Source organism: Paenibacillus antri, from assembly GCF_005765165.1.
GTDB lineage: Bacteria > Bacillota > Bacilli > Paenibacillales > YIM-B00363 > Paenibacillus_AE > Paenibacillus_AE antri.
This window is the reverse complement of the sequence record NZ_VCIW01000004.1, coordinates 321,033-347,434: the sequence shown is the minus strand read 5'-3', so window position 1 is coordinate 347,434 and position 26,402 is coordinate 321,033. Positions and strand designations below refer to the sequence as shown.

Below are 26,402 nucleotides of genomic sequence, written 5' to 3'. Positions count from 1 at the left end.
GTTGAATGAACTACCTCCTAGAGTAACCCCTCCGTCTAAGATTTTGCCTGAACACAAAAATAACAGCAGCATACTCCGGTCGAACAGACCGTGGTTATACTGCCGCTAGGGCTTAAATTTGCGTAAAGGGATATAGAATCTAGAAAAATCATAACATTAGCATAAACTCATGACAAGAACGCGTATAGATAAAGAAATTTTCGAAGTATACGAATATAGTCTATTTATTAGCATACAGTTAAGCGGCACCTTATCCCTGTCCGATATTATTTAAACCGCTGCGGAGAGAATGGCGTAACATCGAGACCCGGATCCCTGCCGCTAATTAAATCCGATAGAATACGACCCGTCGAAAGCGACATCAATAACCCGTTCCCGCCATGTCCTGCGGCTACGAATACATTTTTGAAGTTCGGAAGTCCCCCTAGAACAGGCAAGCTGTCCGGCGTCATCGGTCTCATCCCGGACAAGATCACTTCCCCCGATCCATGAATCTCTTTAGACAGAAATTTTGCGACTGAGCTTTTGATGCCGTTCACGCGGTCCGACATCAACTCATCGTTAATGCCGGATAATTCCATCGTACCGCCTATACGCAGAGCGCCGTCGAATGGAGTCAAAGCCGTTTTGTCCTTTGCAAAGTAAATCGGATGATTGAATTCCATATTAGGCGACTGATACGTGATGCTGTACCCTTTCCCCGCAGTGATCGGAAGAGAATAATTTAACTTTTTCATAAGTTGGGAAGACCACGCGCCCGCCGCTAATAAAAACATATCGGCTTCTACCCAACCGGTATTGCATCTTACCCTCTCCACTCGAGCATGGTTATGGACGATATCCGTTACCGCGTCGTTGGTTTTCATTTCGACTCCATTGACCTGCAGCCAATCGATCAGTCCGTTCACCATACTCTCGGGACGAACATGCCGCTCTTTAGGCAGGAATAACGCTCCGGCCAAGTTCGCCTTCATATGAGGCTCCATCTTTAACAATTCGGCCCCGGTAACCAGCTCCGGACGCGGCAAGCCGATACGTTCGACTTGTTTCAAGTCCTCGTACTTATGCTGCAAATCCGATTCGTTCGAGCCCAGGACGAGGAGTCCTTTCCGGTGCATTTCGAATTCGACGCCGTCGTCCACAAGCTCGTCAAACAACTGAAACGTATCCTTGCTTATATGGAAACCGGCATCGCAAGCCAATTGATACTTTTGTTCGTTACAGTAACGCATAAACTGAATTAACCAGGGCGCCAAGAAAGGGACTGCACTCGGTTTAACGTATAAGGGGCTGTCTTTCTTGAACAGCCACTTCATGGACGTTCCTATCATTCCAGGCCCGGGCAACGGTCCCGATAATGTCGGGGAAACCCACCCCATATTGCATCTGGAAGGACCTTCGCCCGGATTGCCTTTATCGATAAGGACTACTTCTTGATTTTGTTTGCGCCAATAATATGCGCAAGCAAGGCCAATAATTCCACCGCCGATAATTGCCAACTTTGCCATGATGCTCCCCCATTCGATTCTCGACTATGGGGGTTTAGATCTGATTAGATCCCCCTTAACCCTTTGCCATAGCCGAGCGTTTCGCCCTGATCGATAAATCACTGCAGAACCTTTCATTGCCGAAGCTTCGTCGCTTGCGAGAAACGCCGCCAAATTCGCTACTTCTTCAGGAGAAGAAATTTGCCCCATCGCTTGCAGAGCGGCTTCAGTATTCGGATCCTCGCTGAGCTGTCTCTCCAGCAACGGAGTTTGCATATTGCCTGTCCAAACGACATTAATACGTATGTTATCTTTCGATCGGGCCGCCGCTTTGCTTTACCATTTGCTGAATCGCATACTTTGCCGTAGGAACATGCCAGTAAGATTAATGTTACTGATTTTATTCCAATCTGCAAAGCTAATTTCGCTAATAAATTTGGCTTGTCGATAATACCCGCATTGGCATGAACGCTGTACTCCTCTAACCTCTGCCCCTCTTCATTCATGTGTATGGCTTCTTGAAGGGTTAGATTGTCCGGCAGAATAACGTTAACGCTGCTCTCTGCGATCAGGACCGGATATCCCCCCGGCAACCCGTTCGGATCAGGGGCATGCACTACCTTTCGATCGAAACGGTTGGCCATCGCTTCTAATACATTCATTGCGGAAGCGGCGGTCATTAGGTCATATCGGCGATCGCGATGAAGCTAGCTCCTCACCTCCTTCGTTAAAGTCGGCTGTCACGAACCGAATACACCTTTTTGAAAACGCAAAAAAACCGTTCGAAATCAATGAATAGACGGTGGGTTCCCGTCGTATTCGGCAGCTGGCGAGCGTCATGGATGAAGGTATCCACCTTAGCCCCTATTAGCTTTGCGTCCTCACTTTTCAGTAAGTTTGCCATTGTCGTACGATGTGAGTATTAGGTTGTTATCGTTTACCATCACACTATCAATTTTTTTGTCGAAATAGAAGTAGGTCCGTGTAATTATTTTCAATGTTGAATAGCCCCCCCCCCCTTCTCCTTCCAACAGTAAGGTTCCGTCCTCCGTAACTTCCCTTCGTTCGGTACAAACGATCCCTCTTGCCGCGGAAGGATTTATTCCCTTTATTTGTAACTATACTGCCCAGTTACTTCAACCATACCGCTATCATAATAATGATGGGTTCCAGTTGTAAGGTAATTATCTGTTATAGGGTGTCCTTTAAAATTTTTATTGAAATACTTTGGGAAAATCTCGGATCGTTGTTCTTAAATGATTGACTGAACTTTTTTATGGTTACTCGTTAATCGCCATATATCTTCACCATATTTACTCCAATCTGCTAGGTTGTTGGAATATCGTGTTCTACAACGTAAATACAGATTTCTCTTTCAATACTTTACCATTAAACTATTCTGCCCAGTTAACGTAGCGAGGCTGCCGATCAGTGCGCCGGCAGCCACATCATGTTGTTTATTGAACGAAACAGGTAAAATGGAAGAAAGCTACGAGAAGGGGGCATGACGGATGACGAATATAGAGGGGGATCCGGCTCTGCCGGAAGTGCATGATGAGAAGAAGGAAAAGGTACGGAAATTCAACATCCTCAACCAGCTCGCTTTGAAGGGTCAAACGGTGCTTGCCGGTTCATCACTGATGGAGTTTTTCCCAATCAACGAGATGCAGATGAAGCTGGAGACCCGATATTGCATCTATAATCGCGGCATTGCCGGATATGTGACGGCAGATTTACTCGCGTCTATGGAGGCATGTATCTTCGAGCTGGAGCCCTCCAAGCTTTTCATCAACATCGGAACCAACGATATCAGCGCACCCGACTATCGACTGGAGCATCTGCTGGCGAATTACGATGAGATTCTGACCCAAGTTGCCCGGCGGCTACCGGGCTGCCGTGTGTACGTCATGGCGTATTACCCCGTGAACGCCAAGGCGGAGTTTCCCTTCGTGCCCAAAGCTTCCATGGAAGAGGTGTTCCAGCGCAGAACTAACGAGGCGATCCGTGAAGCGAACCGGGCGATCGAGCGGCTTGCGGCTAAGCAAAACTATACCTTCATTGACGTAAACGAAGGACTGACGGACGAGGAAGGAAATTTGAACGCGGATTTCAGCAGCGACGGAATTCACATGTACGCGAACGGATATGCCGTCATCATGAACAACTTGCTGCCCTATCTATAAGTGCGGTAACCATGAATATACTTGAACTTGAAACGGGACAGACTGTGTGTGATCGCAGCTGTCCTCTATTGCGCTATGTCTACAATAGGGACAAGTTCTTGTCGCGCATCTAGAAGGTTTTGTTCCGTTAAACTGCCCAGTTACTTCAATGAACAACGGTAGCCGTTAGTGTGCCAGCTGCCGTTGTGTCTTGTGGAACTATCGTCTCCGTTACCGTAACAATCCCACCAATCGTACAAGTATTTAGCTCTTCCATTATAATTTGGTAGTTTCATTTTCAATCTCGCTTATAAAAGAAAGAACAGCGGTTTTCATCTGGTCCAAACCCGGTTGTTCTATCGGAAAATGGCCAGCACCTTCTAGGATTACGCAGTCTTTCTTTCTTTTTAATCTGTTATAAAAAGGTTCACTTAATGCAAAAGGCGTCATTGGATCTACTTCAGGATGGACAAGTAATACTGGGCAAATGTCGAAGCGTTCAGGTTGAATCAATGGTTTCATATTCATAATAGTTCTAAGCAATCGTAAATGGAACCTTTGTGCCTGCCGCAAGCGGATCCCTTATGATCAGTTCGGTCAATTTAATGTTGTTCGTAATTAACTCCATCCTAGATACCTTCGACATAGAAATTCGAAATGGATCCAATATAAAGGGGAAAGCATCCATTGAGATTTACCTAGTCGACTAACAAACTTATTTGGGGCAATTAATCTGCCGGTTTCGTTCCGGGTGATAAAGACGTCGGACCCGGCTTACCGGAAACTTAACCCATTTCATCAATCTTCCACCTTTCCTCCAAATCTATAGAGTACCGGAAGTCGTCGTTGTTGCGCGTGCGCATGCCGTAAAAGATAGAGGCCGTCCCGAAGTAGATGTAACTACTTCGGGACAGCCTCAAGCAGCAACCATGGGTCGTTCGCGGTTCGTCGTTCTGCGCTTTCCGCTTACCGCTCGTACCAGTATCCGTTGACACCCTTCGCGACGCGCAGCAATGCCTCGACATAATAATAGTCGCCCCAGATCATGTAATCGTCGGGACCTTTGCCGGCCAAGACGTTATAGGCGCCGTGCCGCAGTAGCCCCTCGGCATCGGGGTCGTCCACCGTCGAATACGATTCGATCAGCGAGCGCAGCATTCGCCCGCTCGATTGGAGAAGCGCGTCCCGCTCCGGAGCGCCTTCCTCGAGCAGAAGCCCGATTTCGAGAATCCCGCAGAGCGCAATCGCCGAGGCGGAGCTGTCGCGGTTGTCCAGTCCGTCCTTCGGGGCGTCGAAGTCCCAATGCGCGACCCCGTCCTCCGGCAGCCGCGAGAGGAAATACGCCGCCGCCCGCAGAGCCGCATCCAAGTACCGCCGCTCGCCCGTGTAGCGATAGACGAGCGCGAAGCCGTAGACCGCCCAGGCTTGCCCGCGCGCCCACGTCGATCCGTCGCGATAGCCCTGATGCGTCTCGCCGCGGACCGGTTCGCCCGTAGCCGGCTCGAAGCGGAATGTGTGATACGAGGAGCCGTCGCCGCGCATCAGATACTTCAGCGAGCGAGCCGCCTGCACTTCGGCCGCCTCCCGATACGCCGGCTTCCCCGTCGTCTCCGAGGCCCAGAAGAGCAACGGCAAATTCATCAGGCAATCGATAATGATGCGGCCGCCGTGCTCCGCATGCCCCTCCTCGCCCCAAGCCTGCAAATACCGCCCTGCCGGACGCCAACGCTCCATCAGCACGTCCGCGGCCTGTACGGTACGGTCGCGCGCCGCTTCCGCGCCGTCGACAATCCATTCCGCCTTCGTCGACAGCGAATACAGGAACCCGATATCGTGGTGCCCCATCGCCTGACGCGCTTCCATGCGGACGACGAGCCGCGCGGTCAAGCGCCGAGCCGCGTCGCCGAGCGCCGCGTCCCCTTCGAACTCGTGGCCGAGCCACGCCAAGCCGGCATAGAAGCCCTCGATCCATTCGTTGTTGGCGTCGCGCCAGTCGTACCGCTTTTCCTCCGTAATATACGGAAACCGTTCGCCGTGCCGGAGCGCATTCCGTTTCGTCTTCGCGACGGCATCCCGAAGCGCATTCATGACCAACTCATCCATTGCGCCGCGCGCCTCCCTCTCCGCTATTCGCAAATTCCTTTACAGCCGGAACCGATGGCCGCCCGCCTCGACCCGCTTCTTATACATTCCGACGTTCGGGTCGTACCGCACGTCGTCCGCCGTCGCTTCGCCGTCGTATCGGACGTAACACCATGCGGCCGCGGTCGCGAACGTCCGCACCTCGAGCCCGTCCCGATAGTCCAGCGTCGCGTCGCACTTCAGCAGCGAGCTGAATAGACATACCCCGTCCACCTTCGCATAGCTTCCGTTATGCAGACTGACGCGTTGCAAGCGGCCCGCCTCGTCGACGGCGATCGTTGCGAGGAACGCGTCCGTCTCGATTCGTTCGAAGGCGATGTGCGAATTCTCGTGCATGACGCGACCGTCCGCCAGCGTATTGCAATAGAAGGAAGTCGCGCCCCCCTCCGGCTCGCGGACGCGGAAGGCGTGCACCCGCTCGTCGCCGAACTTCTCGACGTCGAAGCGCGCGCCGTCCTCCCCCGGAAGCACGAATAGATTGATAAACTTGATTCGCCGATCCGCGGCGCTCGCGCGAACGGACAAATACTCCGCTTCGGGGAATTCGTCCTCTTTGCCGCTGCTCCGATGGAAGGAGCCGAGGTATCCCTGTTCCGTCGCATAGGTTTTTCGTTCGGGATACAGCTGCCGGAGCTCGAGCGTCTCCCCGCCGTTCGAGATGCGGAACGTATCGCCGTCGCGCGACGTCGTTCCGTCGTAATGCAGCAGCCACTCGAACGCCCCGTCCCGATTCGCGTGCAGATCGTCCACCATGACGAAGAATCGGTCGGCGTAAATCACGTGTCGATAGAATCGATGGTATAGATGCATATAAGGACCGGTGCAATCCGCCAACACGTACCGATACCCCGGCGCCTCCAGCGCGACGGGAATGCTTCCTTCGAACTTCGTTCCGAATTCGATCATCTCCGGCGGCTGCCCTTCGCCGTCCAGCAGGACGACGTTATGCGCCCGGGACTGCCGGTAGTAGCCGTTGTATAACGGCTTTGAGTAGACGCAGTACCCGGAGTCGACGATAAACTCTTTCCCGCCGCTGATCAGCTGGAACGTGCCGACGTCGAGATGGTTATGATTCCAGCTCTCCCCCGTCTTGATCGCGAACACCGTCTCGCGGCCCTCCCGTTCCGACCGAAGCACCGCATACCCGGAGTGCTCCAGCACCGCCGTCCGGTCCCCTGCGGGGAACGGCTGCGGCGGCAAGGCCGACGGGTAATACAGCAGCTCGAGCGGACCTTCCGGGGCGGTCTTGAAGGCATGGAAGAACGCGATCATCTCGCCGCGCCGCAGCAGCTCGCCCAGTCGCAGCCAGACGAACGTACATCCTTCTCGATCGCCGACGTCCCCGAAGCCCAGCGTCTTCATTCCGTCTTCCGCACGATACACGGTTGCGATATACGCGTCGGGCACGCCCTCGAGCGCCGGCTGACTCCGCAGCAGTCCGTCGTCCCCGGTCCGCCGACGGTAGAACGACTCGAAGACGACGACGTTGCTGAGCGCATAATCGAGATAGCTCATCGTCTCGATGTAATCGCCGCCGGCGCCGAAATTGCCCTTCTTGTTTTGAAGCACGTTACCCGGGTAGGCGAACCATTCCTTCAGCCCTTCGACGACGGCGTGCAAGTAGGCGTCGTTCTCGGGCCTGTCCTCTTCGAGCGCCAGCAGGACGACGCCAGCTCCCGCCGCGCACACGCTCCACCAGTTATGTCCCATCGTATCCAGCGCGTGAATGCGCTTGATCGGATGCAGCCAGTCGTCGTAGAGCGGCAAGAACGCTTTCTCCCGCAAACACCCGGAGATCGACTCCCGCTCTTCCCCGGACAGGACGGAACGGATCGCGTCGAAGGCAAGCGAAGCGTTCACGCCGATATCCGCCGTCCATAAATCCGAATTCCGACCACCGCCGACTTGGTAGAGCCAAGCGTCCTCCCCGCAGATCGAGAGAAGCAAGCGCCGCGCGCCGTCCGCCGCTCGAGGCTCCGACGTCATTCGAAAATAAAAAGCAAGGCGATGCGCCTCTCTCGAGAGCTCTCTCACGAAATTTCCTAGCGTAAAGCGCTTGTTCCCGCCGAGCTCCCGCGCTCGTTCGCGCAGCGTCTCCAATGTGCGTTCGTACGTCGCGATCGCTTCCTCGTCGATAGTCCGCATACGCGCGGCGAAGCGCTCCCACCCTTCCCGAACCGCCGGAAGCGATTCGAGCTTGCCATGGATCTCGGCCAGCGCCGATGTATCGTAAAACAAAGTCCTCATCTCCCTTACTCCGGGTATCCATCGTTCACAGACCCAATCTAACGGAGCGCGGGCGTCCCGACAACTATCAAGTTTTGAGGCGGTAACAACGATTGCGGCTCCGTGCCGCAACGGCGCCACCGTACCGAGCTAACAGTTCTTGAGCAACTCGCACATCTTGAATATGCTCCGAATTTGCCGGGGGAAAAGGCGACGCCCCCCGCCGTTGCCGGCGCGGGGCGTCGCTTCTTTACTTGCCCGGACTCCGCCATCGCGCGACCAGCGTCTCCGCCGTTCGCCTCAAGTCCGCCTTTGCTCGCGGGGAGAGCGAGACGCCCTGGGACGGTCGATCCAAGTGCTTCATGAAATCTTCCAGATGCTTGACGGCTTGATCGTAGCGTCCCTTCTCGACATGCCCCTCCGCCGAATCCGTCCGATTCCGGAGCGCCGCCAGCAGCGGTCGATCGAGCTCGCCCGCGTCTGCATAAGCATCTAACTTCGTGCGCAGGCGCTCGAGGCTCGCCGGCGGCTCTGCCGCGAGCGTCAGATCCCCGAACAACGCGGGATTCTTCCCGCTGCCGATCCCGCTCATGTATTCCAGCCAGCCATGTCGTCCGGGGCCGTCGTCGTCGTTGACCAGGAACGAGAAGCCGATCAACGAATCCGGCGCCGCTTCGCCCGCCGGGAGCAGCTCCGACCACGGGATGCGAAGCTCGTACGTCGTCGTATCGCCCGCCCGCACGATCGCCGCCTCGCTGTTCGCCAGCGCACCGACCGGACGTCCGGATACCGACGCCCAACGCCACTTCACGATCTCGCCCGTATCGGCGAGCGCGAACAACAATTCGCTGTAGCCCGCGCTGCCGGGGCCGTCCCGCCGCGCCGGGTCGATCATGAATTGAATGCCGTCGCCCATCCAAGCCGCGCCGTCCGTCTGCCCTTGGCGATGGACGTCGTCGCGTACGGTCGCGGCGAGATAGAGATGATCGTCGTCCCACATGACGGCGCCGGTCGCGCTCAGGTCGTCGACGCCGCCCCACGGCGTCGAGCCGCCGCTTACCTTCTTATACTGACTCTCCTGCTCGAGGCGGAACGTCATCGCGTCGTTCCACTCCTCGAGGCTGCCGTCGAGGACCGGCGGCGCCGCCGTCTTCGCCGCGGCCAAGAAGTTCGCGACCGCCTCGGCGGGAACCGCCGAGCCGTCGGCGAGCCGCGCCTCCATGCGCAGCGGTACGGCGTGCGTCGCCGACAAGGCTTCCTTCGGCACCTCGACGATCGCCCGCACGGTTTCGCCGGCGGCCGCCGCGAAAGCCGCCGGGGCCGAGACGAACGGCTCCGTCACGACGACCTCGCCTTCGATGGCGCTTCCGCTAATGTTTTCGATCTCCACCTCGATCGCCCACCGCTCCCAATCGTTCGGCTCGACGAGCTTCGGCGTCGTCGCGTTCACGTTCGCGAGCCGATCGAGATCGACGAACGAAGCGATCGAACAAGCTTGATTTTGCGCGTTCGGCGGGCACAAGAGCACCGCTTCTCCGCCTACATCCTCGTATAGGTTTCTTCCCAGCTGCAGCTTCGTCAACGTGCTGCGGTCCACCGCGAAGCCCGAGAACGGCGTCCCCTGAATCGTATTGCCGGATACCTCCAGATCGCCCTTGGCGCTCTGCAGTGCCGTGATCGCTCCGTAATGATACGTGAGCGGACCGCTGTTCGTATTCGTCAACGTATTGTCGACGACCCGAACCTTCTCGTGATAAAACGCTTCGCTGGTGTAGTAGAGCAAGACCCCCGCCATATGCGTATCCGAGATATGGTTGTTCGCGATGTCGATATGATTGCCGCTCGCGATCGAGATGCCCGCATGATCGCGGGAGCCTTCGATGCGATTGCCCTGCAAGCGGATGTATTGCGGCTCGCGCGCGATCGTGCCCAGCTTATTGACGTGGATTCCGCTGTCCCGGGAGCCGGCGATCGTCGTCCCTTCCACGAACACCTGCCGGCTGCCGACGATTTCGATGCCGGCCGTGCCGGCATTGTCTACGCGGCTGTCCCGTACGGCGACGCCCGTCGACGCGTCCACGAGCAGCCCCGGACCGCCCGAGTCGACCAAGCGAACGCGGTCGATCTCGACCCCGGCGCTGGCTGAGACGTCGAGCAGCGCCCGATTGTGACGTTGAGTCGGCGGATCGGCCAGCTCCAGACGGAGTCCGGTTACTTTCACATTGTCCGAATTCACGATCCGGATTCCCTGATGATCCTCGGACCGGAAACGCAAGACGGAGCCTTCCCCGTCGCCCCGGAGCTCGATATCGGCGCGACCGGAAATAAGCAGGTGATGCCGAATCGCCGTGAACGGGAACGCCGAGCGTTCCGCGATCGGCTCCAGGTCGTACGTGCCTGCCGGCACATAGAGCACGCCGCCGGACGCTGGGATCGCCTCCAGAGCGTCGTAGAACGCTTGCAGATCGTTGCCGGTGCCGTCGCCCTTCGCCCCGAACGCCTTCACGTCGAAGATCGTCTCGGGCACGACGACGCTCGGCGGCGTCGCCCAAGCCGTCTCTTCCGGCGCGTTCTCCATCGCGTCATATACGTCTACGAAGGACGGCGCTTCCGTCGTGACCTCGAAGCCTTCCTTGGCCGGAACCGTCGGCTGCGACACCAGGTTGCCGGCGTACGCTTCGCCGGACAACGTCCCGCCGAACAATACGCTGTTCGCGTTCCCCAATAAGCGGTTGTTCACGATTTCCAGCCCTTGAATCGTTGCGTTGCCGTTGATTCGGATCGCGCTCCCCGCGGAATCGGCGATGTCGTTGCCTCGCACCGCCAGATCGGTCGCCCGCAGCGCGGACCCCCATGCGCTGAAGAGGATCCCGTTGCCCGGGTTGCCGTAGATGCGATTCCCCTCGATCGTCACCTCGTCCGCGAGGTTGTTCATCGCGACGGCGCCGCGATACAAGTGGCTCTGGTTGAAGTTGTTGTCCGCTCGATTGTTCTGATCGGAGCGAACGATCGTATTATCTCGAATCGTGATGCGCTCCACCGGCACGCCGGTTTCGCCGGCTTGCCCGAGCGAGTTCGTGAATATGCCCGCGAGCAGCGAGCTCTCGATCGAGTTCCCTTCGATGCGGTGGCCGATGCCGCCGGCGCTGACGCCTCGGCCCCACGTCGTGCGAACGATCGTGTTATGCAGCGCGAAGTTGTTTTCCGAGACGGGCCATCCGTTCGCGCCCGGCGCGTCGGAGACGAAGCCGATCGCGTCGTCGTTAATATTTTCCGTATAGTTGTAAGCCGCTACCGCATTCACGACGTTGGCGAAGTGGATGCCGTCCGCGCCCGTGTTCCGAACCTCGTTATCGATGGCCCAGACGTTCCTTGTACCCTGCCAGAAGACGATGCCGATCGCGCCTTGGTCGATATTCAGGTCGATCGCCTGCAGGTTTTCTCCGCTTAATCCGATATTGTATGGCCCGTTGATCGAACGCATATCCATCCGAGGCGACCAGGACGTGCCGAAGCTGCGGAACGACACATTCCTCCCGTCGATCCGCCAGCCGTACGGGCGGCCGTTGTAGACGCCGTTCGCGGTATGGTATAGACGCCCTTCCGGCAGCGCAGCGAGCCCCGGATTCCGGAACACGATCGTCGTCGCTTCGCCGTCCCCGACGAAATGAATATTTTCGAGCGCCCGCTCGCCCGTACGATCCCAGAATCGGCGGTCCGCCGGGGTCGCGTCCGGCGCCGGCGTCGCCGCGAAATAGTACCGTCCCGCCGGCATATAGACGACGCCGCCACCGACTTCCTCGAGCGCGGCGATCGCCCGATCGAACGCCTCGCGGTCGTTCGCCTCGCCGTCGCCCGCCGCGCCGAACTTCGTCACGTCGGCGACGTACATGGACGCGTAGTCGATGCGCGGCATCGACTCCAATCCCGGACGCGCATAGAAGCTGTCCGGCAGATTCGCTACGATGCCGCGGGGCAACGAGCCCGACGAGCCCCCGCCGGCGACTTCCGCGAGGAAGTACGGGCGAAGCTCCGGCTCGAGCGCATCGTCGGAGCGGAAGCGCGCCAACGTATCGGCCGCGCTGTCGTCCGTCATGCGGAACGACGCGAGCGTCGCCCCCGCTTCGATGCGGTCTTGAACGAAGGATGTGACGTCGAAACGGTACCAGCCGGCATCGCGCGCGACGACCGTATCCAAGACGACTCCCGCTTCCGCAGGCGCGTTATTATACGTAATCTCCGTCTCTTCCCAATCGACGCTCTCGAGGCCGCGCACCGTAATCGGAACGTCCTTGCCCAGCGCGGTCGCGAGATAGACGTTAAGCGTTACGGTCCCGATGTCCACGGCAGCGCCGGACAGCGGACCGAAATCCGCCTTCAGGTACGCCTCCCGATGCGTCGGCGCGTCGGTGGCGCCGTTCTTCAAGAAATGCTTGATCAGGAATTCCGTCCCGTCCGCGACAAGCGACTCCTGGTTAACGTCCGCTTGCGCTCCGCCCTGCGTATTCACCGCGGCGGCGACCGGAATGACGACAGGCTCCTCCTCCTTGCCCGGTTCTTCGCCCGGTTCTTCACCGGGTCCGCCGGGTACGTCGGAAGGCGTATACGCGATGACGGGATCCCAATTCGTATGATCGTTGTTGAGCGTGACGTTCTTCTGCACGACGAAGGCGATGACGTCGCCGGGGGCGACCCCCACCGCCTCGACGCCCGTCGGCGTCGTCGGCTCCGTCGTCGTAAGATGCGCGCTCCACAGCGGCTCGCCGTTCTTCCGCACGGAGACGAGCACGCCGTCGCCGAGGTTGTCGCCCTTGCGGACGGTGCCGCCGACGGCGACCGTCCCGCGCCCCGGCGCCGTCCAGGCGCGAACGACGTCGTCGGACGCGCCCGGGTGCATCGCCGTCGCCGAAATCCACGGCGTATTCGTCGTTGCGTCCTTCCATCGCGGGACGATCGGGTTGCCGGTCGGCGTCTCGACGAACACCAGGTCGGACAGGGCGCCGCCGCGCTGCTTCCAATAATGCCAGCCGTTCCCGCCCTGCGTGCCCGAGAAGCCCGCGGATGCCCGATACGTCACCGGTTCGGGGGGCGGGCCCTCGCCGCCCGTCGAAGCCGTCGCCGCTCCGGCGCCGGGAACCGCCACGCCTGCCAATAGAGAAAGCGAGAGTAACAACGCCAATGACCGTTTCCTTTTCTTCATTATGTAACCCCTTTCATTTGATGTGTTAAAGCCGTCGGGCCGCGGGCGGAACATATGCCCCGCCGCGCTCCCGACGCGATGCCTTATTCGAATTCCATCTGATACAGGTCTTCCATGAACAACCAGCTGTCCTTGTTCTCCTGGTACCAGTTCTTATACCATTCCTCGAGCTTCTTGCCGCCCGATGCGTCCCACGCGCTGATGACGTCGGCGACGCCTTGGTCGACCGTGTACGCGCTGCCGCTGACGACCGCCTTCGCCATAATTTCGTTCATCGTGTTCCAGCCGTCGTTGAAGATCGTGTTGAGATCCTTGTCGAGCGCCGGACGGAACTTCGCGTGCGTGAAGCCCGGATGCGGGCGATTCGGATCCAAGTAGAGCTTCTTCGCTTCCTCCGCAATCGCAATCCATTCCTGATCGATCGGATTTTCCGACTCGAGGGAGCGATCGTTGACGGCGCAAGTTTGCAGCAGGTACGTAGGCATGAACATCCGATAATCGCCGGTATAGCCCATCTCGTTCTTGTTCTTATCGCGGTCGATCGGCTGCGGGCAGCCGTTCGCGGACTTGGTGTAGTGGACGCCTTCTTCGCCGTTCGCGAAGTATTGGACCGTCGGTTCGGACACCATGAAGTCGATGTATTTCATGACCGACGCCGGATCCTTCGCGTTCGCGTTCACCGAGCCCGTCAACTGGAACGGCGGGTTGAAATCCGGACCGAACTGGCCGAACTCCGACGCTGGGAACGGAATCGCTACGATTTCGGCTTCGGGCACGCTGTTCTTCAGCGTATCGTAGTTTTTGCTGATGACGGAGGCGTACGCCAAGTAGATACCCAACTTGCCGCTCGCGAAGTCCTGCTCCGCCTTCTGACCGTTCGTGTCGGTGAGGAAGTCTTTATCCACGATGTTGTTCTCGAACAGGCGGCGCTTGAATTCGTACGCCGGCTTGATCCGGTCGAACTGGCGGATCAGTTCGCCGTTCTCGAGAATGAACATCTCGTTCTGGAACATCGCGTCCACGTAATACGTCGCGAATTGGCTCAGGTTGATGCCGAACGTATCCTTCGTTCCGTTCCCGTCCGGATCCCCGTTCGCGAACGCGTCGGCGACCTGGTACAGCTCCTCGACCGTCTTCGGCGTCTCGAGGCCGAGCTTATCCAGCCAGTCCTTCCGGATGACCATCATGCCGAGAATTTCCGGCTTCATGATGCGAGCGACCTCGTACATCTTGCCGTCCGGCTTCGTCGCCAGTTTCTTCAACTCCGGAAACTTCTCGAGCAGTTTCTTATATTCCGTGCTGTGCTCCGCGATCAAGTCGTCCAGCGGCAGCAGCTGCTTCTGGGCCCACAGGGTGTTAACGAAAGCGTTGTCATACTCAAGAACGAGATCCGGCGCCTCTCCGGACGCGAAGAGCATACTGTACTTCTGCTGCGATTCGTTCCGCGGGATCGGCACGAACTCGACGTCGACCGGTCCGTTCTCGTTGATCCAGCGCGTCCAGCGGTTATCCGTATACGTGCCTTCTTCCTTCGGAATTTGCCCGCGGTCGTAGATCGAGACCGTGATTTTCCCTCTCGCTTCCGCCGCGTCCCCGCCGGCCGCCGGCGCTTCCGGCGTCGGCTCGTTCGCCGCGCTGCCGCAGGCCGCCAAGATCGACAGCGTCATGACCGCCGCCGTCGACAACGCGACCGTTTTCTTTCCCCGATGCTTCTCCATGCGATTGCCTCCCTTTTTTTCGTCCGGTGCATATGTTGCAACTAGCTTACCATGTACATCCCGAAGTTTCAGCCGAGCCGCCGGCATCCCCCCTTTCCCTGCCCTTTTCGCGCGCTACCCCTTGATCGAGCCGATGAGCGCACCCTTAACGAAATACTTCTGCAAGAACGGATAGACAAGCAGCATCGGAACGACCATCACGAGGACGCCCGCCGACTTGATCGACTCCGGTGTAAGCTGCGTGAACGCTTCCGGATCGAGCATCGCCATCTCCGCGAGCAGCGATTGGCTTTGAATCATGTTTTGCACGAGCACGGACAAGTTGAATTTTGTCGAATCGTTGATGTACATCAAGACGTTGAAGAACGAATTCCAGTGATTGACGCCGTAGAACAGCGAGACGGTCGCGATCGCCGGCAACGACAGCGGAAGCACGATTTGCCCGATAATCCGCCATTCCCCGCAGCCGTCGATGCGCGCGGCCTCCTCGAGCTCTTCCGGGATGTTCTCGAAGAACGACCGCAAAATCAGCATATTGTAGGCGCTGACGAGACCGGGCAGCCACAACGCGCCGTACGTATTGACGAGGCCCAGCTCCTTGGCGAGCATATAATTCGGAATGAGCCCGGCCGTGAACAGCATCGTAAAGACGATCGCCAGCGTCAGCCCCCTCCGCGCGTAGAAATGCTTCTTCGCGAGCGGATACGCCGCCAGCACCGTGAACGCCATATTCAACGCCGTCCCGACGACCGTAATCACAAGACTGTTCCGAAGCGCGTTCATGATGTCCGTCCCTTGAATCAGCTTGCGATATGCTTCCCATGTCGGATCGACGGGCCAGAGCCCGACCTTCCCGAGCGTGATCGCTTCGCCGCTGCTGAGACTCAGCGCGACGAGATGGATCAACGGGAGCAGACAGCTGAGCGCCGCCAAGGACAAGATAAAATAATTAACGCCGTAAAACGCCTTTTCGCCCCAAGACTGCTTCATGCCCAATTCCCCCTTACCATAAGCCTCTACCGAATTTCCGTGCGATTTGGTTCACGGTCAGCACCAGGACGAGTCCGATCAGCGATTCGAACAGCCCCATGGCCGTCGCGTTGCTGAATTGCCCCGCGCCGAGGCCGACCTTGAAGTTCCACGTACTGATCACCTCGCCGACGTTGACGACGACCGGATTTTGCAGTACGTATACCTGATCGAAGCCCACATCCATAACGTTGCCGATGTTCAGAATAAACATCAACACGATCGTCGGCTGAATGCCCGGAATCGTAATGTTCCAGAGCTGCTTCCACTTGTTCGCGCCGTCCATATTCGCCGCTTCGTAGAGACTCGGGTCGATCGAAGTCAGCGCCGCCAGGTAGATGATCGCCGCCCATCCGGCCCCCTTCCAGATGCCGGAGCCGACGAAGATCGCGATCCATGACGTCTCGTGGAACAAGAACGGGAACTTCTGGCCGGTCAACGCATGCAACGCATTGTTGACGAAGCCGCTCTCCAAGGCGAACACCATCAGCACCAGTCCGCCGACGATGACCCAATTCAGGAAGTGAGGCAGAAACACCAACGTCTGCACCCACTTCTTGAACCACGCCCTCCGCACCTCGTTCAGGAGAATCGCCAGCACGACCGGGAACGGGAAGCCGACGAACACCGTCAGCGCGCTGAGCACCAAGGTATTGCGTATAATGTTGAGCGTCTTCGGATTGTTGAACAGATACTCGTAATTCGCGAAGCCGACCCAGGGACTTCCCCAGATGCCGTCCGCGAAGTTGTAGTCCTTGAACGCGATCGCAAGGCCCAGCATCGGCGCGTACTTGAACAGTAGGAAGAATGCGGCTACCGGCAGGAACATCACGAGGAGCGGCTTATTCTGATTCCATCTTCTTCTGCGAAGCAGCGACCCGTTCCGAAGTACGGCGCCCCCGTCCGCGGAAGCTTTCCCCATATTTTGCATACGTCCACCTCTGGTTGATTGTAAGCCGCCCGGTCCGCTCGCCGAGCCGCGTTCCGTTCGACTGCCCCCACTGTACTCGATGCGCCGCGGAGGCGACAATTCTCAGTTTTGAACCCCCTAACACATTTTGCGAAAACGGCCCCTCCGCCCGCCTCGACGGCCGCCTAACAGTTTTTGAACGCCCCGCATTTCTTGCGGAACGCGCAGAAAAAAAGCCCGCGGACTGTACGTCCGCGGGCCCCGCCCGATGCTTCGTTCACGTCGCTTGGTGGCGACTTCGGTATTCGCTCGGCGTCGTCGCCGTCACCTTCTTGAATACCCGATTGAACGTCATATAGTTCGTATATCCGATCGTCGTCGCGATATGGTGAATCGATTCTCCGGTGTCCCGGAGCAATCGCTTCGCATGCTCGATGCGAACCTTCGCGACGTAATCGACGAAATTTTCCCCGAATTCGTCCTTAAACAATCGACTGACATAGCTGTTGCTCATCTGGAACCGTTCACCGATCAGCGAAAGCGACAAATTCGGGTTGCTCGCCTGCTCCTCGATAAACTTTCGGACCTCTTGAATGACATGGTGGTTGCTCTTGCCCTCCCGCAGCAGCTTTAGCTTCTGAGCGTTCTCCTCTAACAGCCGGCGCACGTCTTCGTACAGCTCGTCCACCGTTTCGAACCGCTCCAACGCCTCGTTCAACGCGGGAACGACTTCATCCTTCCAGATGTCTTGGATCTCGCCCGGAAGCTCCATCATCTCCCGGAACAGGTGGTAGATCAAGTAGTTCATGACATTGATCAGGTCGTCCTTCGAGATGATGCGGCTGCGGAAGTCGTCGAACATCTGCTTCAGCTGCTCCGCCCAGAGCTCCTCCCCCATTCGGTACGACTGCGCGATGCCCCGAACCATCTGAAGCCCCTTATACACTTCGCCCTCCGACCTCGAACGAATATCCTGCTGGCCGATGACCCGCCCGTTCCCCAACACGGATTTGTATTTCATGGCTTCCAAGGCGTCGTCGTAACTGAGGTGCAGCTCCGATAACGATGTCGTCCGGCTTCCGATCGAGAGCGTTACCGAAAATTTCAGGTTGTCCGCCGTCCATCGAACCATATGCTCGCACAGCTCTCGCAGCCAGTCCTCGAAGTCTTGCTCCGAGCCGTCTCGCTTCGATCGGAAGAGCAAGCCCAGCTGCTGACTGGATATCCACTCCGGCCACGCCTGCACGGATCGCATCGCGGCGATCTCGACGATCACGTTCGTGAGCGCGTACCGAAGCAGCTCCTTGCCGTTGCCGGAGTACGACCGCTCGAAGGCGGCGTATTTGTCGATCTCCAGCAGTCCGACGGCCGCTTCGTCGAAGGCGGGATCCATGCCGAACCGCCGCAGCTCCTTCCGCCATTCCTCCATGTCGATCGTTCGGCCGCCCTCCATCAGCTCGTGGAAGAAATGACGGCGCTTGTACACGATATCCGCCTCTTGCTGCTTCCGGTATTCCGCCGACTGCTGCACGATCTTGCTGAGCGCGGACTCGATGAGCGTAAACTCGTCTTTGGCCGGCGGCGTCTCCTCCGGGGCGGTCTCCGGGCTCGATAGATCTCGAATCCGCTTCACCAGGCTGACGACCGGGCGATAGTGACGCCGGGACACGAGGATCAGCCATGCCAGCCCGACCGCGAGCGTCGCCATGATCGCTACGATCCACACATCGGACAGCTCCGCGAACGCCCGGAACGGCGACCCGCCGAGCATCCCGCTCCGGATGCTCCAGCCCGTGTAGCCGGACTCGACATCGGAGATCTCGCGGCCGACGCTCGCGGACACCGCCTCGAGGTCCTCGCTTTCCGTGCCGAACCATAGCGTCCCACTGCTGTCGTAGAGGTGGATGAAGCTGAATTCGTTGCCGATCATGCCTCGAAGGAAATCCCGTAACGCGCGCTGCGATACGTTCACGACCATCAGCCCGTGCTCGCCGGTCAAGAGCGGTACCGTGCGCGTCAAGCTGACGACGACCTTCCCTTCCGTCCCCAGCGTTCTTGGGTCGGACCAACCCGTCCTGCCGGGCTGCTCGAGCATCTGCGTCAGGAACGCCCGATCCGCGAACTGGTCCGCCGTCTGCATCGACTGGTGCCCCAGGACGACCCCGTCCTGATGACGGTACAGGTAGAGCGAATCGATCAGCGGATTGGACAGCTTGATTTCGTTCAGCTTGCGGGATACCTCGTTCGCCGCGATATACGGATTGCCCGATTTCGTAAAGAACGGAGTAAACCCGTTGGATATAATTTCCCGATTCATCATCTCGTTGATGGCGCGAAGCGAATACTCCAACGATTGGGTCGCTTGGCCCGAGAACACCTCGTTCGCCCGGACCGTCTCCTTCCTCGTCATCTCCGCCGCGCCGAGAAGGAATATAATGATAAGCACCAAGGAAACGATGATGAAAATGGGAATATATGATAGCAGCAGTCGATTATACCAATTCTTCTCCATACGCGCGATCGCTCCCTTCGGCTTTCATTCTATCCGTAAACCGGGTTGTCGGCAACGGTTCGCAATGAAGTACCGACGAGCGTTCAGAAGCGGTTATCGGAAACCCTTTCCCGTGCTTAGCCTACTGGGGAAAAACCAAATCGCTGGATTCCAGGCTTTTACCTATTCTTTTTGGCCTGTACCACATCATGTGTCTTCTTTGCCTCTAAATAAGCCTCCCGCGCTTTAACTAATGCAAGGATAGATGTAATTAAACCAATAATTGAAATTCCCAGAACAAGGTATTCCATATGACACCTCCGTTTATATTTCCTGAATATAAAATAACAAATGCTCCTGACAGCATATTGTCATGGAGCATTTGTTCCCATAATAACGATTATGGGTACTTATGTAACTCTAATCAGTCGTAGTAAAGAAACGGGTGTTGGATTTTAACTGAAATTTGTAATGGTTCTCTTCCAAAAAAGTATACAGTTTCTCTTTCAGTGAATTCGAGATTTTATCATCTGGTGCAACAAACCATCTATATTTTGCAATTTGGTTATAAGAAAAATACGGAACACGATTCCATCATCCACTAGCTCCCCCAGCTACTGAGTTAGCACTTTTTGAGTTATGGCGGGCATCAGGCGCTTCAGTTCCCCATTGCGCTTTTTCCCGAACGTGAGATGGAACAGAATGACAGGCTTCCACTTTCCGCCGATCACTTCAAGAGTGGCTTCAACCGCGGTGTTGTATATTTTATCGGTTTCCTGCATAACGTAGCATCGCCTCTCTATGTTCATTTTTTACCTGCGTTCGAATACTTTCTAACACGGGGTTAATCCTGCGCCGGCGTCTCCTCGATTTCGGGCCATGAAAAACACTGATGTTACCATGATTCGCCGTCACTTCTTACATGCATTGCACTCCCCAGTAAAGCTCAGCGAACATAAAGTAAGCGCATATCCTCAATTTTTTGATGCATGTACGCCTTGGCCTCCGCCGGCCCCACGATTTTGACTTCATCCCCCCATTGCCAGATCATATCCACGTAGAAATTCAAGTCCTGCACCGCAATCTCCATCGTTAGTGCTCCGCTGCCATCCTCGTTGCGCCGTATGAATGGACCAAAACGAGGGTTGGATTCCAGCAGCCACACCCCTTTCTTCGTCATCTCAAGTTCAAGTGTAGTCTGTTCCAGATCGTCCTTATTGGGTTTATCCAACAAAGTCTTCTGGCTTATATCCGACCGGCAAGGAACGGTTCCGTTGAGCTCGGCGGAGAGGATCCGATCGGCCCTGAACTGCCTAATATCCTCTCTTGTGAAGCAATATGCAGGACAATACCAATAACCGGAACTGGCATAAAGACCGATAGGCTGAATATTCCGCTCCGATACGCCTCTGCTAGATTTATACTGGATGGTCACTACACTGCGGATCATTATTGCTTGCAGGAGCGTTTGGAGAACCTCCGCAGACATCGATCGATAAGGGCTCCAGAACATGACCCTGCTTTTTAGACGATCAATCTGTTCTCTTACATCAGCAGGTAAGTAATGATAAAACTTGTGAAGCGCTGCATCGGCCCCCTCGCCGAAAGGTAAAGAGCTGAAATAATCCATCGACTGACATGCAAAAAACATCGCGAGTGCTTCGTTTTCGGTAAAGCTGATCGGCGGCAGAAGTCTCTCCTGGAGAAGCTTGTAGCCTCCTCCTCTTCCCTGAATGGAGTAAACCGGGACACCGAGTTCGCTAAGCTCTTGCAGATCCCTTGTAATCGTTCGAGTGGACAGGCCGAATTCATCGGCCAGCTCCCTAACCGTAAAGGATCGCTTGGCGTTGATCCTCATCATCAATTGGATAAGACGCTGTGATTTTTGCAATGGCCCACCTCATTCCCCGTTTTTTTTCATTTTACCGAATAAACAAGACATAATCTGTCTTATTTTTGTGATACCATTATCTTATTCGTAATCGGAATAGACAATCAATAGGGGGTTGATCAATATGTTAAAGCATTCTCAAGAAAAAATAGGTTTTGTGTTCGTCAATGGAGCAGGCTTGGAAGCCCGCGTATGGAGTAAGGTTGTGGAGGGATTCGAACATCCTTATTTACTTGTTGAGTTTCCTTTGAGGAAAAGCTCGTTTGATTCAAGGCGCGGTCTTTCTTTGGAGGATTATGTGACGCATGCGAAAAGACAAGTGGATGAATGGGGGCCGCGCAAAATTGTCATTGTCGCGCATTCGCTAGGCGGTGTCCTTGCTCACAGACTGGCATCCGAACTGACGGATCGACTGGCGGGAATTGTCGCTGTTGGGGCAGCCATCCCGAAGAATGGCGGTTCATTCTTATCCATTTTACCGTTGCCCCAAAAACTTATCATGTCTGTTATCCTGCGAACGTTGGGTACAAAACCGCCAGAGTCGGCCATCCGTAAGGGATTATGCAGCGATCTCTCACCGGAACAAGCAACGGATATCGTGGGAGGCTTCATTCCCGAGGCAGTTCGTGTGTATACAGATCGAATCAACGTGACTGTCCCTGATGTACGAAAGCTATACGTGAAGCTAGCCAACGATAAAGAGTTCCCTCTTTCTCTACAAGATAAAATGATTTCAAACTTTTCCCCGCAATTCGTACAAACCTTGGAGACCGGACATTTACCAATGTTGAGTAATCCGGAAGGCTTGAGAGCGATACTGGAAAATTTCTTATCGGAAGAACTGCGGTAACCTTACATTATGGCGTAGAAGAAGGAGCCTGCGGTTCCGAACGCAAAGGCTGCAAACTCATCTTCCGATGAACTGCAGCCTTCCTCATCTACGCCAGCTTATACACCCGCACGGCGTTGCCGCCGAACACTGCCGCCTTCTCCGCCTCGCTCAGCCCGGCTTCCTCAAGCAGCCGCTCGGCTGTCGCAACGGTGGCCGCGTAGTCCGCCGCCTGCAAAGTGTCCATCTAGCGGGCTTATGCCGAGTAATCCGGTATTTGCCTTATAAATTCATACCGTGTCCCATCTGCTTATCGGGGGCGGCCATCCACAGGCGAACCCGTTCGACAATCGAGTCCGCCGCAAGATCATAGATTTCATTCCCGAAAGCAGCCGACGATTCTGTAGGATTTCTTCTACTCATGATCCCGAATTGTAGGTCGTCCTCCGCCAAACGTAAGTCTACCGTGTCCGGGTGCGATGCCAACAGATGAGAGGTTTCCCAGCCTCCGGCATGGTCGCCTGCGTTCGGTATGCGATCCCGCAACAGTAGAAAATCCGCTACAGCCATGGTTCCAATCCTATGCCACCTCTTATCATACGCCCATTGGTTATAGGTGATGGCCGCGCATCTTGCATTTTCGATTAGAGGATAATGCCCGATCACGAAGACGACGAGCTGAAATCCGTAGGAGGCGACTTCCGAGATGATGTGGATCAGATGATGATTGCAATGCTCTACTTGTTGGATTCCCGTATACGGGAATTTTTCCTCGGCGAAAGTGTCCTTTTGCAATTTCATTCTGTCGCAGATTCCTTCTTGGTACTTCGTATCCGATTCGAGCAAAGAATTCACCCGGCTCTCCCCGTAATACACTGTAGGGAATACGATGCCCCCGCCTTTTCGGGCGCAGCGGAGCGCCATCTCCTCCGCTTGTAGCCCGTCCGCTCCCATCGGACTATGCAATCCATGCCATTCCAAAGTCCCTAGCGGAACATAGGCGACCGGGAATTCGGTTCTCCTCGCTGTAATTTGATTCGGTCGCAAATAATGAAATCTTAGCTCCATACGATCCTTCCCCTTCGCAATCGGTTATTCTTATCCTTTAATCCCGCCTTGAATCATACCCTCCATAAATAGACGCTGACACGCAAAGAACAAGAGGATGACGGGGATTACGGATATGACGCCGCCTGCAAAAAGTAAATTATAGTTATTCCCATACGGGGATAAATAGGTTTGGATTCCGACCGTCAACGTAAACTGTTCGCTCTTCGACATCACGATAAGCGGCCATAGAAAGTCATTCCAGGAGTTGGTAGCTTGCAAAATGGCCATTGACGTTATCGCCGGCTTCATCAAAGGAGCCATGATCTTAATGAAAATTCCGAGTTCCCCGCAACCATCGATTCTGGCCGCTTCCATGAAGTCTTTCGAGAGGGTCCGCGCGTATTGCATGAAGAAGAAAACCGTAAACGGTGCCACCATGAAAGGCAGCACTACGCCAAAGTAGTTATTCGTCAACTTCATGCTGCTGATTTCATTGTAAAGCGGAATCATTAGCGTCTCCACCGGAATCATCATCGTGCTCAACACGAGAAGAACGAAGATTCTCTTTCCTCTAAATTCATACATCGATATTCCGTAGCCTACCATGGAACAAAACAGGATCGAAAGCGACGTGTAGAGAATCGTCAAGACTACACTGTTCTTGAACCATGCGAAGTACATCCCCCCATTGTCCTCCAACAGGAGTTTGTAGCTTTCCAGACTTAACATATCAACGCTGATTTTCAATGCAACTCCGTTCTTGAATACCTGGCTCATGTCGGTCACGAAGGAAGTGACCAGCAAGTATATGAACGGCCCTAATGAGATTGCGGCCAGTAGAAACAGAAGCAGGAAGACGCTGATTTGGTACGCCTTTCTCGTTCGGGTGCCGGTCATCGTTCCTCTCCCCTCTTCCCGATCCCCATGGTTGATATATAGATGAAGTTCAGAATCATCAATATCGCGAAAAATACGACAGACATCGCAGACGCATAGCCCATGTCGAAATGACCGAATGCCGTACGGTAAATATACAATACAATGGTTAAGCCGATATCCCCAGGAGTTGTGCCTCCTGCCCACAATACATAACTTTCGCCGAACATACGCAAGCCGCCGTAGGTTAAGATCGTCATCACGAAAATGAGAATCGGACGGATGCCAGGCAGAGTGACATGCGTAAATCGTTGAATTGCGCTGGCCCCATCCACGTGCGCGGCATCGTATATCTCTTGCGAAATCGTCTGCAAAGCAGCTAGAAAATATAATATATTTAATCCTAACCATCGCCAAGTCGAAGTAAACACTAAAGCGATGATTCCTGTGATCTTCGTATCGAATAGCCAGTTCCTGGGTTCGTTACCCAAAAGAGTCATTAATGCGTTAAGCGGTGTATCCGCGTTCCCGGCCAAGAATAAACGAAAGAAGATGCCCGCGACGACGATCGAAGTTAATGCCGGAATGTAGAAGGCGGACCTGAATATATTTTTAAACGGCGTTAAATTGTGATGCAATACAATCGCCAACAACAAAGGCACGACCAAGTTTACGATCACGATACCCAGCGTAAATCCCAATGTGGTTACCATCGCGTTAGGGATATGAGGATCCGTCAATATCCTCTGGTAATTATCGAATCCTACAAACCGATACGTTCGAATGCCTTCCAACTTATAGAAGCTCCGGTACACCATGTCGTACATCGGATACAGCATAAAAACTAGGAAGGTAATGATGAAAGGGGCGCAAAAAAAATAAGGAGCTGTTCGTTTGGTCAACACTAAGAATCACCTTCTTCGATTTCTCTCGAACAATCGGAAACAAGCTGCCACAACACTCATATTGCGGCAGCTTGAACCGAACGGTTTACTTGGAATTCTTAATCTGGTCCGCTGCGCTCTTCAGCGCTTCTTCCGGCGTTGCGCTCTTCTCGCTAAGTACCTTGAATAAAATGTCCCCGGAAACTAATGAGTTGGCTAAAGAAAACTTCGGCGACGCCGTAATGTTGGACGTTTGGAACTTATCCTTCATCCCGAGAACGATATCGAAGATGTCCTTGCCGTAATACGCGGTAAATTTGTTATCCTGCTTCATGACGTCAGTCTCCCATATGTCCCATCGCAGCGGGTCGAAGCCTAAGACGTTCCAGATTTTCCCGGCACCTTCCTCGCTGATTTTCGCTTCCGCCAAAAACCGCACTGCGAGATCCTGATTCTTCGACAGGGTGGTGACGCTCGTCGCCGTTCCGCCGAACACCGGATATACGCTGTTTTCGTCCCACACCGGCGGGGCCGCCATTTGGATTTTCCCTGCCAATTCCGGCATATAGTCCGTGAATCGCCCCATATACCACATGCATTCCAACATCGAAGCCGCGCCGTTCTTCGCCATAAATCCATAGTACTCTTCTGTATGAAATCCGCCGCCGGGCGTGGTGACCGCGGTTCCGTCCGCGAGCATATTCAGCATAAAGTCAAGCGTCTTCGCATTGATATCGCTGTCGATAATAACATTGCCTTCTGTGTCGAAGTAATCGCCGCCTTGTTGGCCGGTCATGATGTAATAGCTCCAGGAATCTTTCACCTCGAAGGTAATGATCGGCTTGCCGGTCGCGGCAAGGACTTTCTTGCCCGCTTCATGCAGGTCGTTCCAAGTCACAATGTCCTCTACCTTTACGCCGGCTTGACCCAGAATTTCCGTGTTGTAAAACATCATGGGAGCGCCGACGTGATATTCGATCCCATAATAATTCCCGTTATATTTATAAATATCTAGCACAGGCTCAAGGAAACTGCTCTTCTCCGGTTCAATTACGTTATTTAGCGGAACGAACACTTCTTCGTTGCCCTGCATGAAGTCGCTGAATCTGGATACGTTAACGTCCACGATGTCGGGCGCGCCGTCGCCGGATTGCAATGTAATCAGCAACTTACTATGCATATCCGCGAACGGATACGTTTCGGTGGTTAACTCGATTTGTTCGTTTGGATGCTTCTCGTTCCAAGTTTGCGCCGCATCTTGAAAAAACTCCGAGTGTTGTTCCACGTACGTCCAGAACGTCAATTGCGTCTTGTTTGCGCTTTCATTATTCGAGTTTGAAGGAGCCGCGGAATTGCATGCCGCGATCGTTACGACGATCACGCTTAGTAGGAGTAACGATAATGCTCTTCTGTTCATAGGAACCTCCCCTTATGGTATGCAATGATTTTACAAGTTCATTGTAATTTTCGATGGGGGATCTTGAACATTAAGAACTCCATCCTGTTT

General features: G+C 55.3%; 19 protein-coding genes, 1 pseudogene and 1 riboswitch. Of the genes and pseudogenes, 2 read left to right on the top strand and 18 right to left on the bottom strand.

Annotated features, from left to right (window positions below; genetic code table 11):
- Nucleotides 1-266 precede the first annotated feature (266 nt).
- From FE782_RS09220 to FE782_RS32765, 3 genes are read right to left on the bottom strand one after another with little or no spacing between them, the layout of a single operon-like run.
- Entirely contained in the window at nucleotides 267-1,508 is a 1,242-nt protein-coding gene (locus tag FE782_RS09220) for an NAD(P)/FAD-dependent oxidoreductase (RefSeq protein ID WP_138193782.1), read from the bottom strand.
- Between the two features lie 24 nt (nucleotides 1,509-1,532).
- Complete coding sequence (locus FE782_RS33270) at nucleotides 1,533-1,763, bottom strand: SDR family oxidoreductase (protein WP_369127156.1); 231 nt, start codon at nucleotides 1,761-1,763, stop codon at nucleotides 1,533-1,535.
- A complete protein-coding gene (locus FE782_RS32765) occupies nucleotides 1,667-2,167 on the bottom strand; it encodes a hypothetical protein (protein WP_238392398.1) in 501 nt (166 codons plus the stop codon). The genes FE782_RS33270 and FE782_RS32765 overlap by 97 nt, the downstream gene beginning before the upstream one ends.
- Nucleotides 2,168-2,305: 138 nt before the next feature.
- Nucleotides 2,306-2,399: riboswitch (cyclic di-GMP riboswitch) on the bottom strand.
- A gap of 599 nt (nucleotides 2,400-2,998) precedes the next feature.
- Here FE782_RS32765 and FE782_RS09210 point away from each other — a divergent pair.
- On the top strand, nucleotides 2,999-3,670 hold the full coding sequence (locus FE782_RS09210) for a GDSL-type esterase/lipase family protein (RefSeq protein WP_138193781.1): 672 nt from the start codon (nucleotides 2,999-3,001) through the stop codon (nucleotides 3,668-3,670).
- A 255-nt stretch (nucleotides 3,671-3,925) separates the two neighbouring features.
- On the opposite strand, the gene FE782_RS09205 is transcribed toward FE782_RS09210, so the two are convergent.
- From FE782_RS09205 to FE782_RS09160, 10 genes and pseudogenes are all read right to left on the bottom strand, one after another.
- Complete coding sequence (locus FE782_RS09205; RefSeq protein ID WP_138193780.1) at nucleotides 3,926-4,171, bottom strand: alpha/beta hydrolase; 246 nt, start codon at nucleotides 4,169-4,171, stop codon at nucleotides 3,926-3,928.
- Between the two features lie 444 nt (nucleotides 4,172-4,615).
- The gene (locus tag FE782_RS09200) at nucleotides 4,616-5,752 is read right to left on the bottom strand and encodes a glycoside hydrolase family 88 protein (RefSeq protein WP_138193779.1); all 1,137 of its coding nucleotides are present in this window, start codon (nucleotides 5,750-5,752) and stop codon (nucleotides 4,616-4,618) included.
- Between the two features lie 39 nt (nucleotides 5,753-5,791).
- Nucleotides 5,792-8,038: a heparinase II/III domain-containing protein gene (locus tag FE782_RS09195; RefSeq protein WP_138193778.1), complete on the bottom strand. Its 2,247-nt coding sequence runs from the start codon at nucleotides 8,036-8,038 to the stop codon at nucleotides 5,792-5,794.
- Nucleotides 8,039-8,267: 229 nt separating this feature from the next.
- Nucleotides 8,268-13,217 carry a right-handed parallel beta-helix repeat-containing protein gene (locus tag FE782_RS09190; protein ID WP_138193777.1) on the bottom strand — a complete coding sequence of 1,650 codons (4,950 nt, stop codon included), beginning with the start codon at nucleotides 13,215-13,217 and terminating at the stop codon, nucleotides 8,268-8,270.
- An 83-nt stretch (nucleotides 13,218-13,300) separates the two neighbouring features.
- Nucleotides 13,301-14,935, bottom strand: coding sequence for an extracellular solute-binding protein (locus FE782_RS09185; RefSeq protein WP_138193776.1), 1,635 nt, complete (start codon nucleotides 14,933-14,935; stop codon nucleotides 13,301-13,303).
- 114 nt (nucleotides 14,936-15,049) lie between these two features.
- A complete protein-coding gene (locus tag FE782_RS09180) occupies nucleotides 15,050-15,925 on the bottom strand; it encodes a carbohydrate ABC transporter permease (protein ID WP_138193775.1) in 876 nt (291 codons plus the stop codon).
- Between the two features lie 13 nt (nucleotides 15,926-15,938).
- Complete coding sequence (locus FE782_RS09175; protein ID WP_138193774.1) at nucleotides 15,939-16,886, bottom strand: ABC transporter permease; 948 nt, start codon at nucleotides 16,884-16,886, stop codon at nucleotides 15,939-15,941.
- Nucleotides 16,887-17,151: 265 nt separating this feature from the next.
- A complete protein-coding gene (locus FE782_RS09170; RefSeq protein WP_138193773.1) occupies nucleotides 17,152-19,386 on the bottom strand; it encodes a helix-turn-helix transcriptional regulator in 2,235 nt (744 codons plus the stop codon).
- Nucleotides 19,387-19,982: 596 nt separating this feature from the next.
- Nucleotides 19,983-20,147, bottom strand: a pseudogene (locus FE782_RS09165) (winged helix-turn-helix transcriptional regulator); the annotation flags it as partial.
- A 164-nt stretch (nucleotides 20,148-20,311) separates the two neighbouring features.
- Nucleotides 20,312-21,256 carry a helix-turn-helix transcriptional regulator gene (locus tag FE782_RS09160; RefSeq protein ID WP_138193772.1) on the bottom strand — a complete coding sequence of 315 codons (945 nt, stop codon included), beginning with the start codon at nucleotides 21,254-21,256 and terminating at the stop codon, nucleotides 20,312-20,314.
- A gap of 124 nt (nucleotides 21,257-21,380) precedes the next feature.
- Here FE782_RS09160 and FE782_RS09155 point away from each other — a divergent pair, with 124 nt between their 5' ends.
- The gene (locus FE782_RS09155; protein ID WP_138193771.1) at nucleotides 21,381-22,106 is read left to right on the top strand and encodes an alpha/beta fold hydrolase; all 726 of its coding nucleotides are present in this window, start codon (nucleotides 21,381-21,383) and stop codon (nucleotides 22,104-22,106) included.
- An 88-nt stretch (nucleotides 22,107-22,194) separates the two neighbouring features.
- Here FE782_RS09155 and FE782_RS32255 read toward each other — a convergent pair whose 3' ends face one another.
- From FE782_RS32255 to FE782_RS09135, 5 genes are all read right to left on the bottom strand, one after another.
- On the bottom strand, nucleotides 22,195-22,332 hold the full coding sequence (locus FE782_RS32255) for a hypothetical protein (protein WP_158299319.1): 138 nt from the start codon (nucleotides 22,330-22,332) through the stop codon (nucleotides 22,195-22,197).
- 35 nt (nucleotides 22,333-22,367) lie between these two features.
- A complete protein-coding gene (locus FE782_RS09150) occupies nucleotides 22,368-23,153 on the bottom strand; it encodes a creatininase family protein (RefSeq protein WP_138193770.1) in 786 nt (261 codons plus the stop codon).
- 30 nt (nucleotides 23,154-23,183) lie between these two features.
- A complete protein-coding gene (locus tag FE782_RS09145) occupies nucleotides 23,184-24,032 on the bottom strand; it encodes a carbohydrate ABC transporter permease (RefSeq protein ID WP_138193769.1) in 849 nt (282 codons plus the stop codon).
- Nucleotides 24,029-24,916 carry a carbohydrate ABC transporter permease gene (locus FE782_RS09140; protein WP_138193768.1) on the bottom strand — a complete coding sequence of 296 codons (888 nt, stop codon included), beginning with the start codon at nucleotides 24,914-24,916 and terminating at the stop codon, nucleotides 24,029-24,031. The genes FE782_RS09145 and FE782_RS09140 overlap by 4 nt, the downstream gene beginning before the upstream one ends.
- 85 nt (nucleotides 24,917-25,001) lie before the next feature.
- Nucleotides 25,002-26,312: an ABC transporter substrate-binding protein gene (locus tag FE782_RS09135; protein ID WP_138193767.1), complete on the bottom strand. Its 1,311-nt coding sequence runs from the start codon at nucleotides 26,310-26,312 to the stop codon at nucleotides 25,002-25,004.
- Nucleotides 26,313-26,402: the final 90 nt, after the last annotated feature.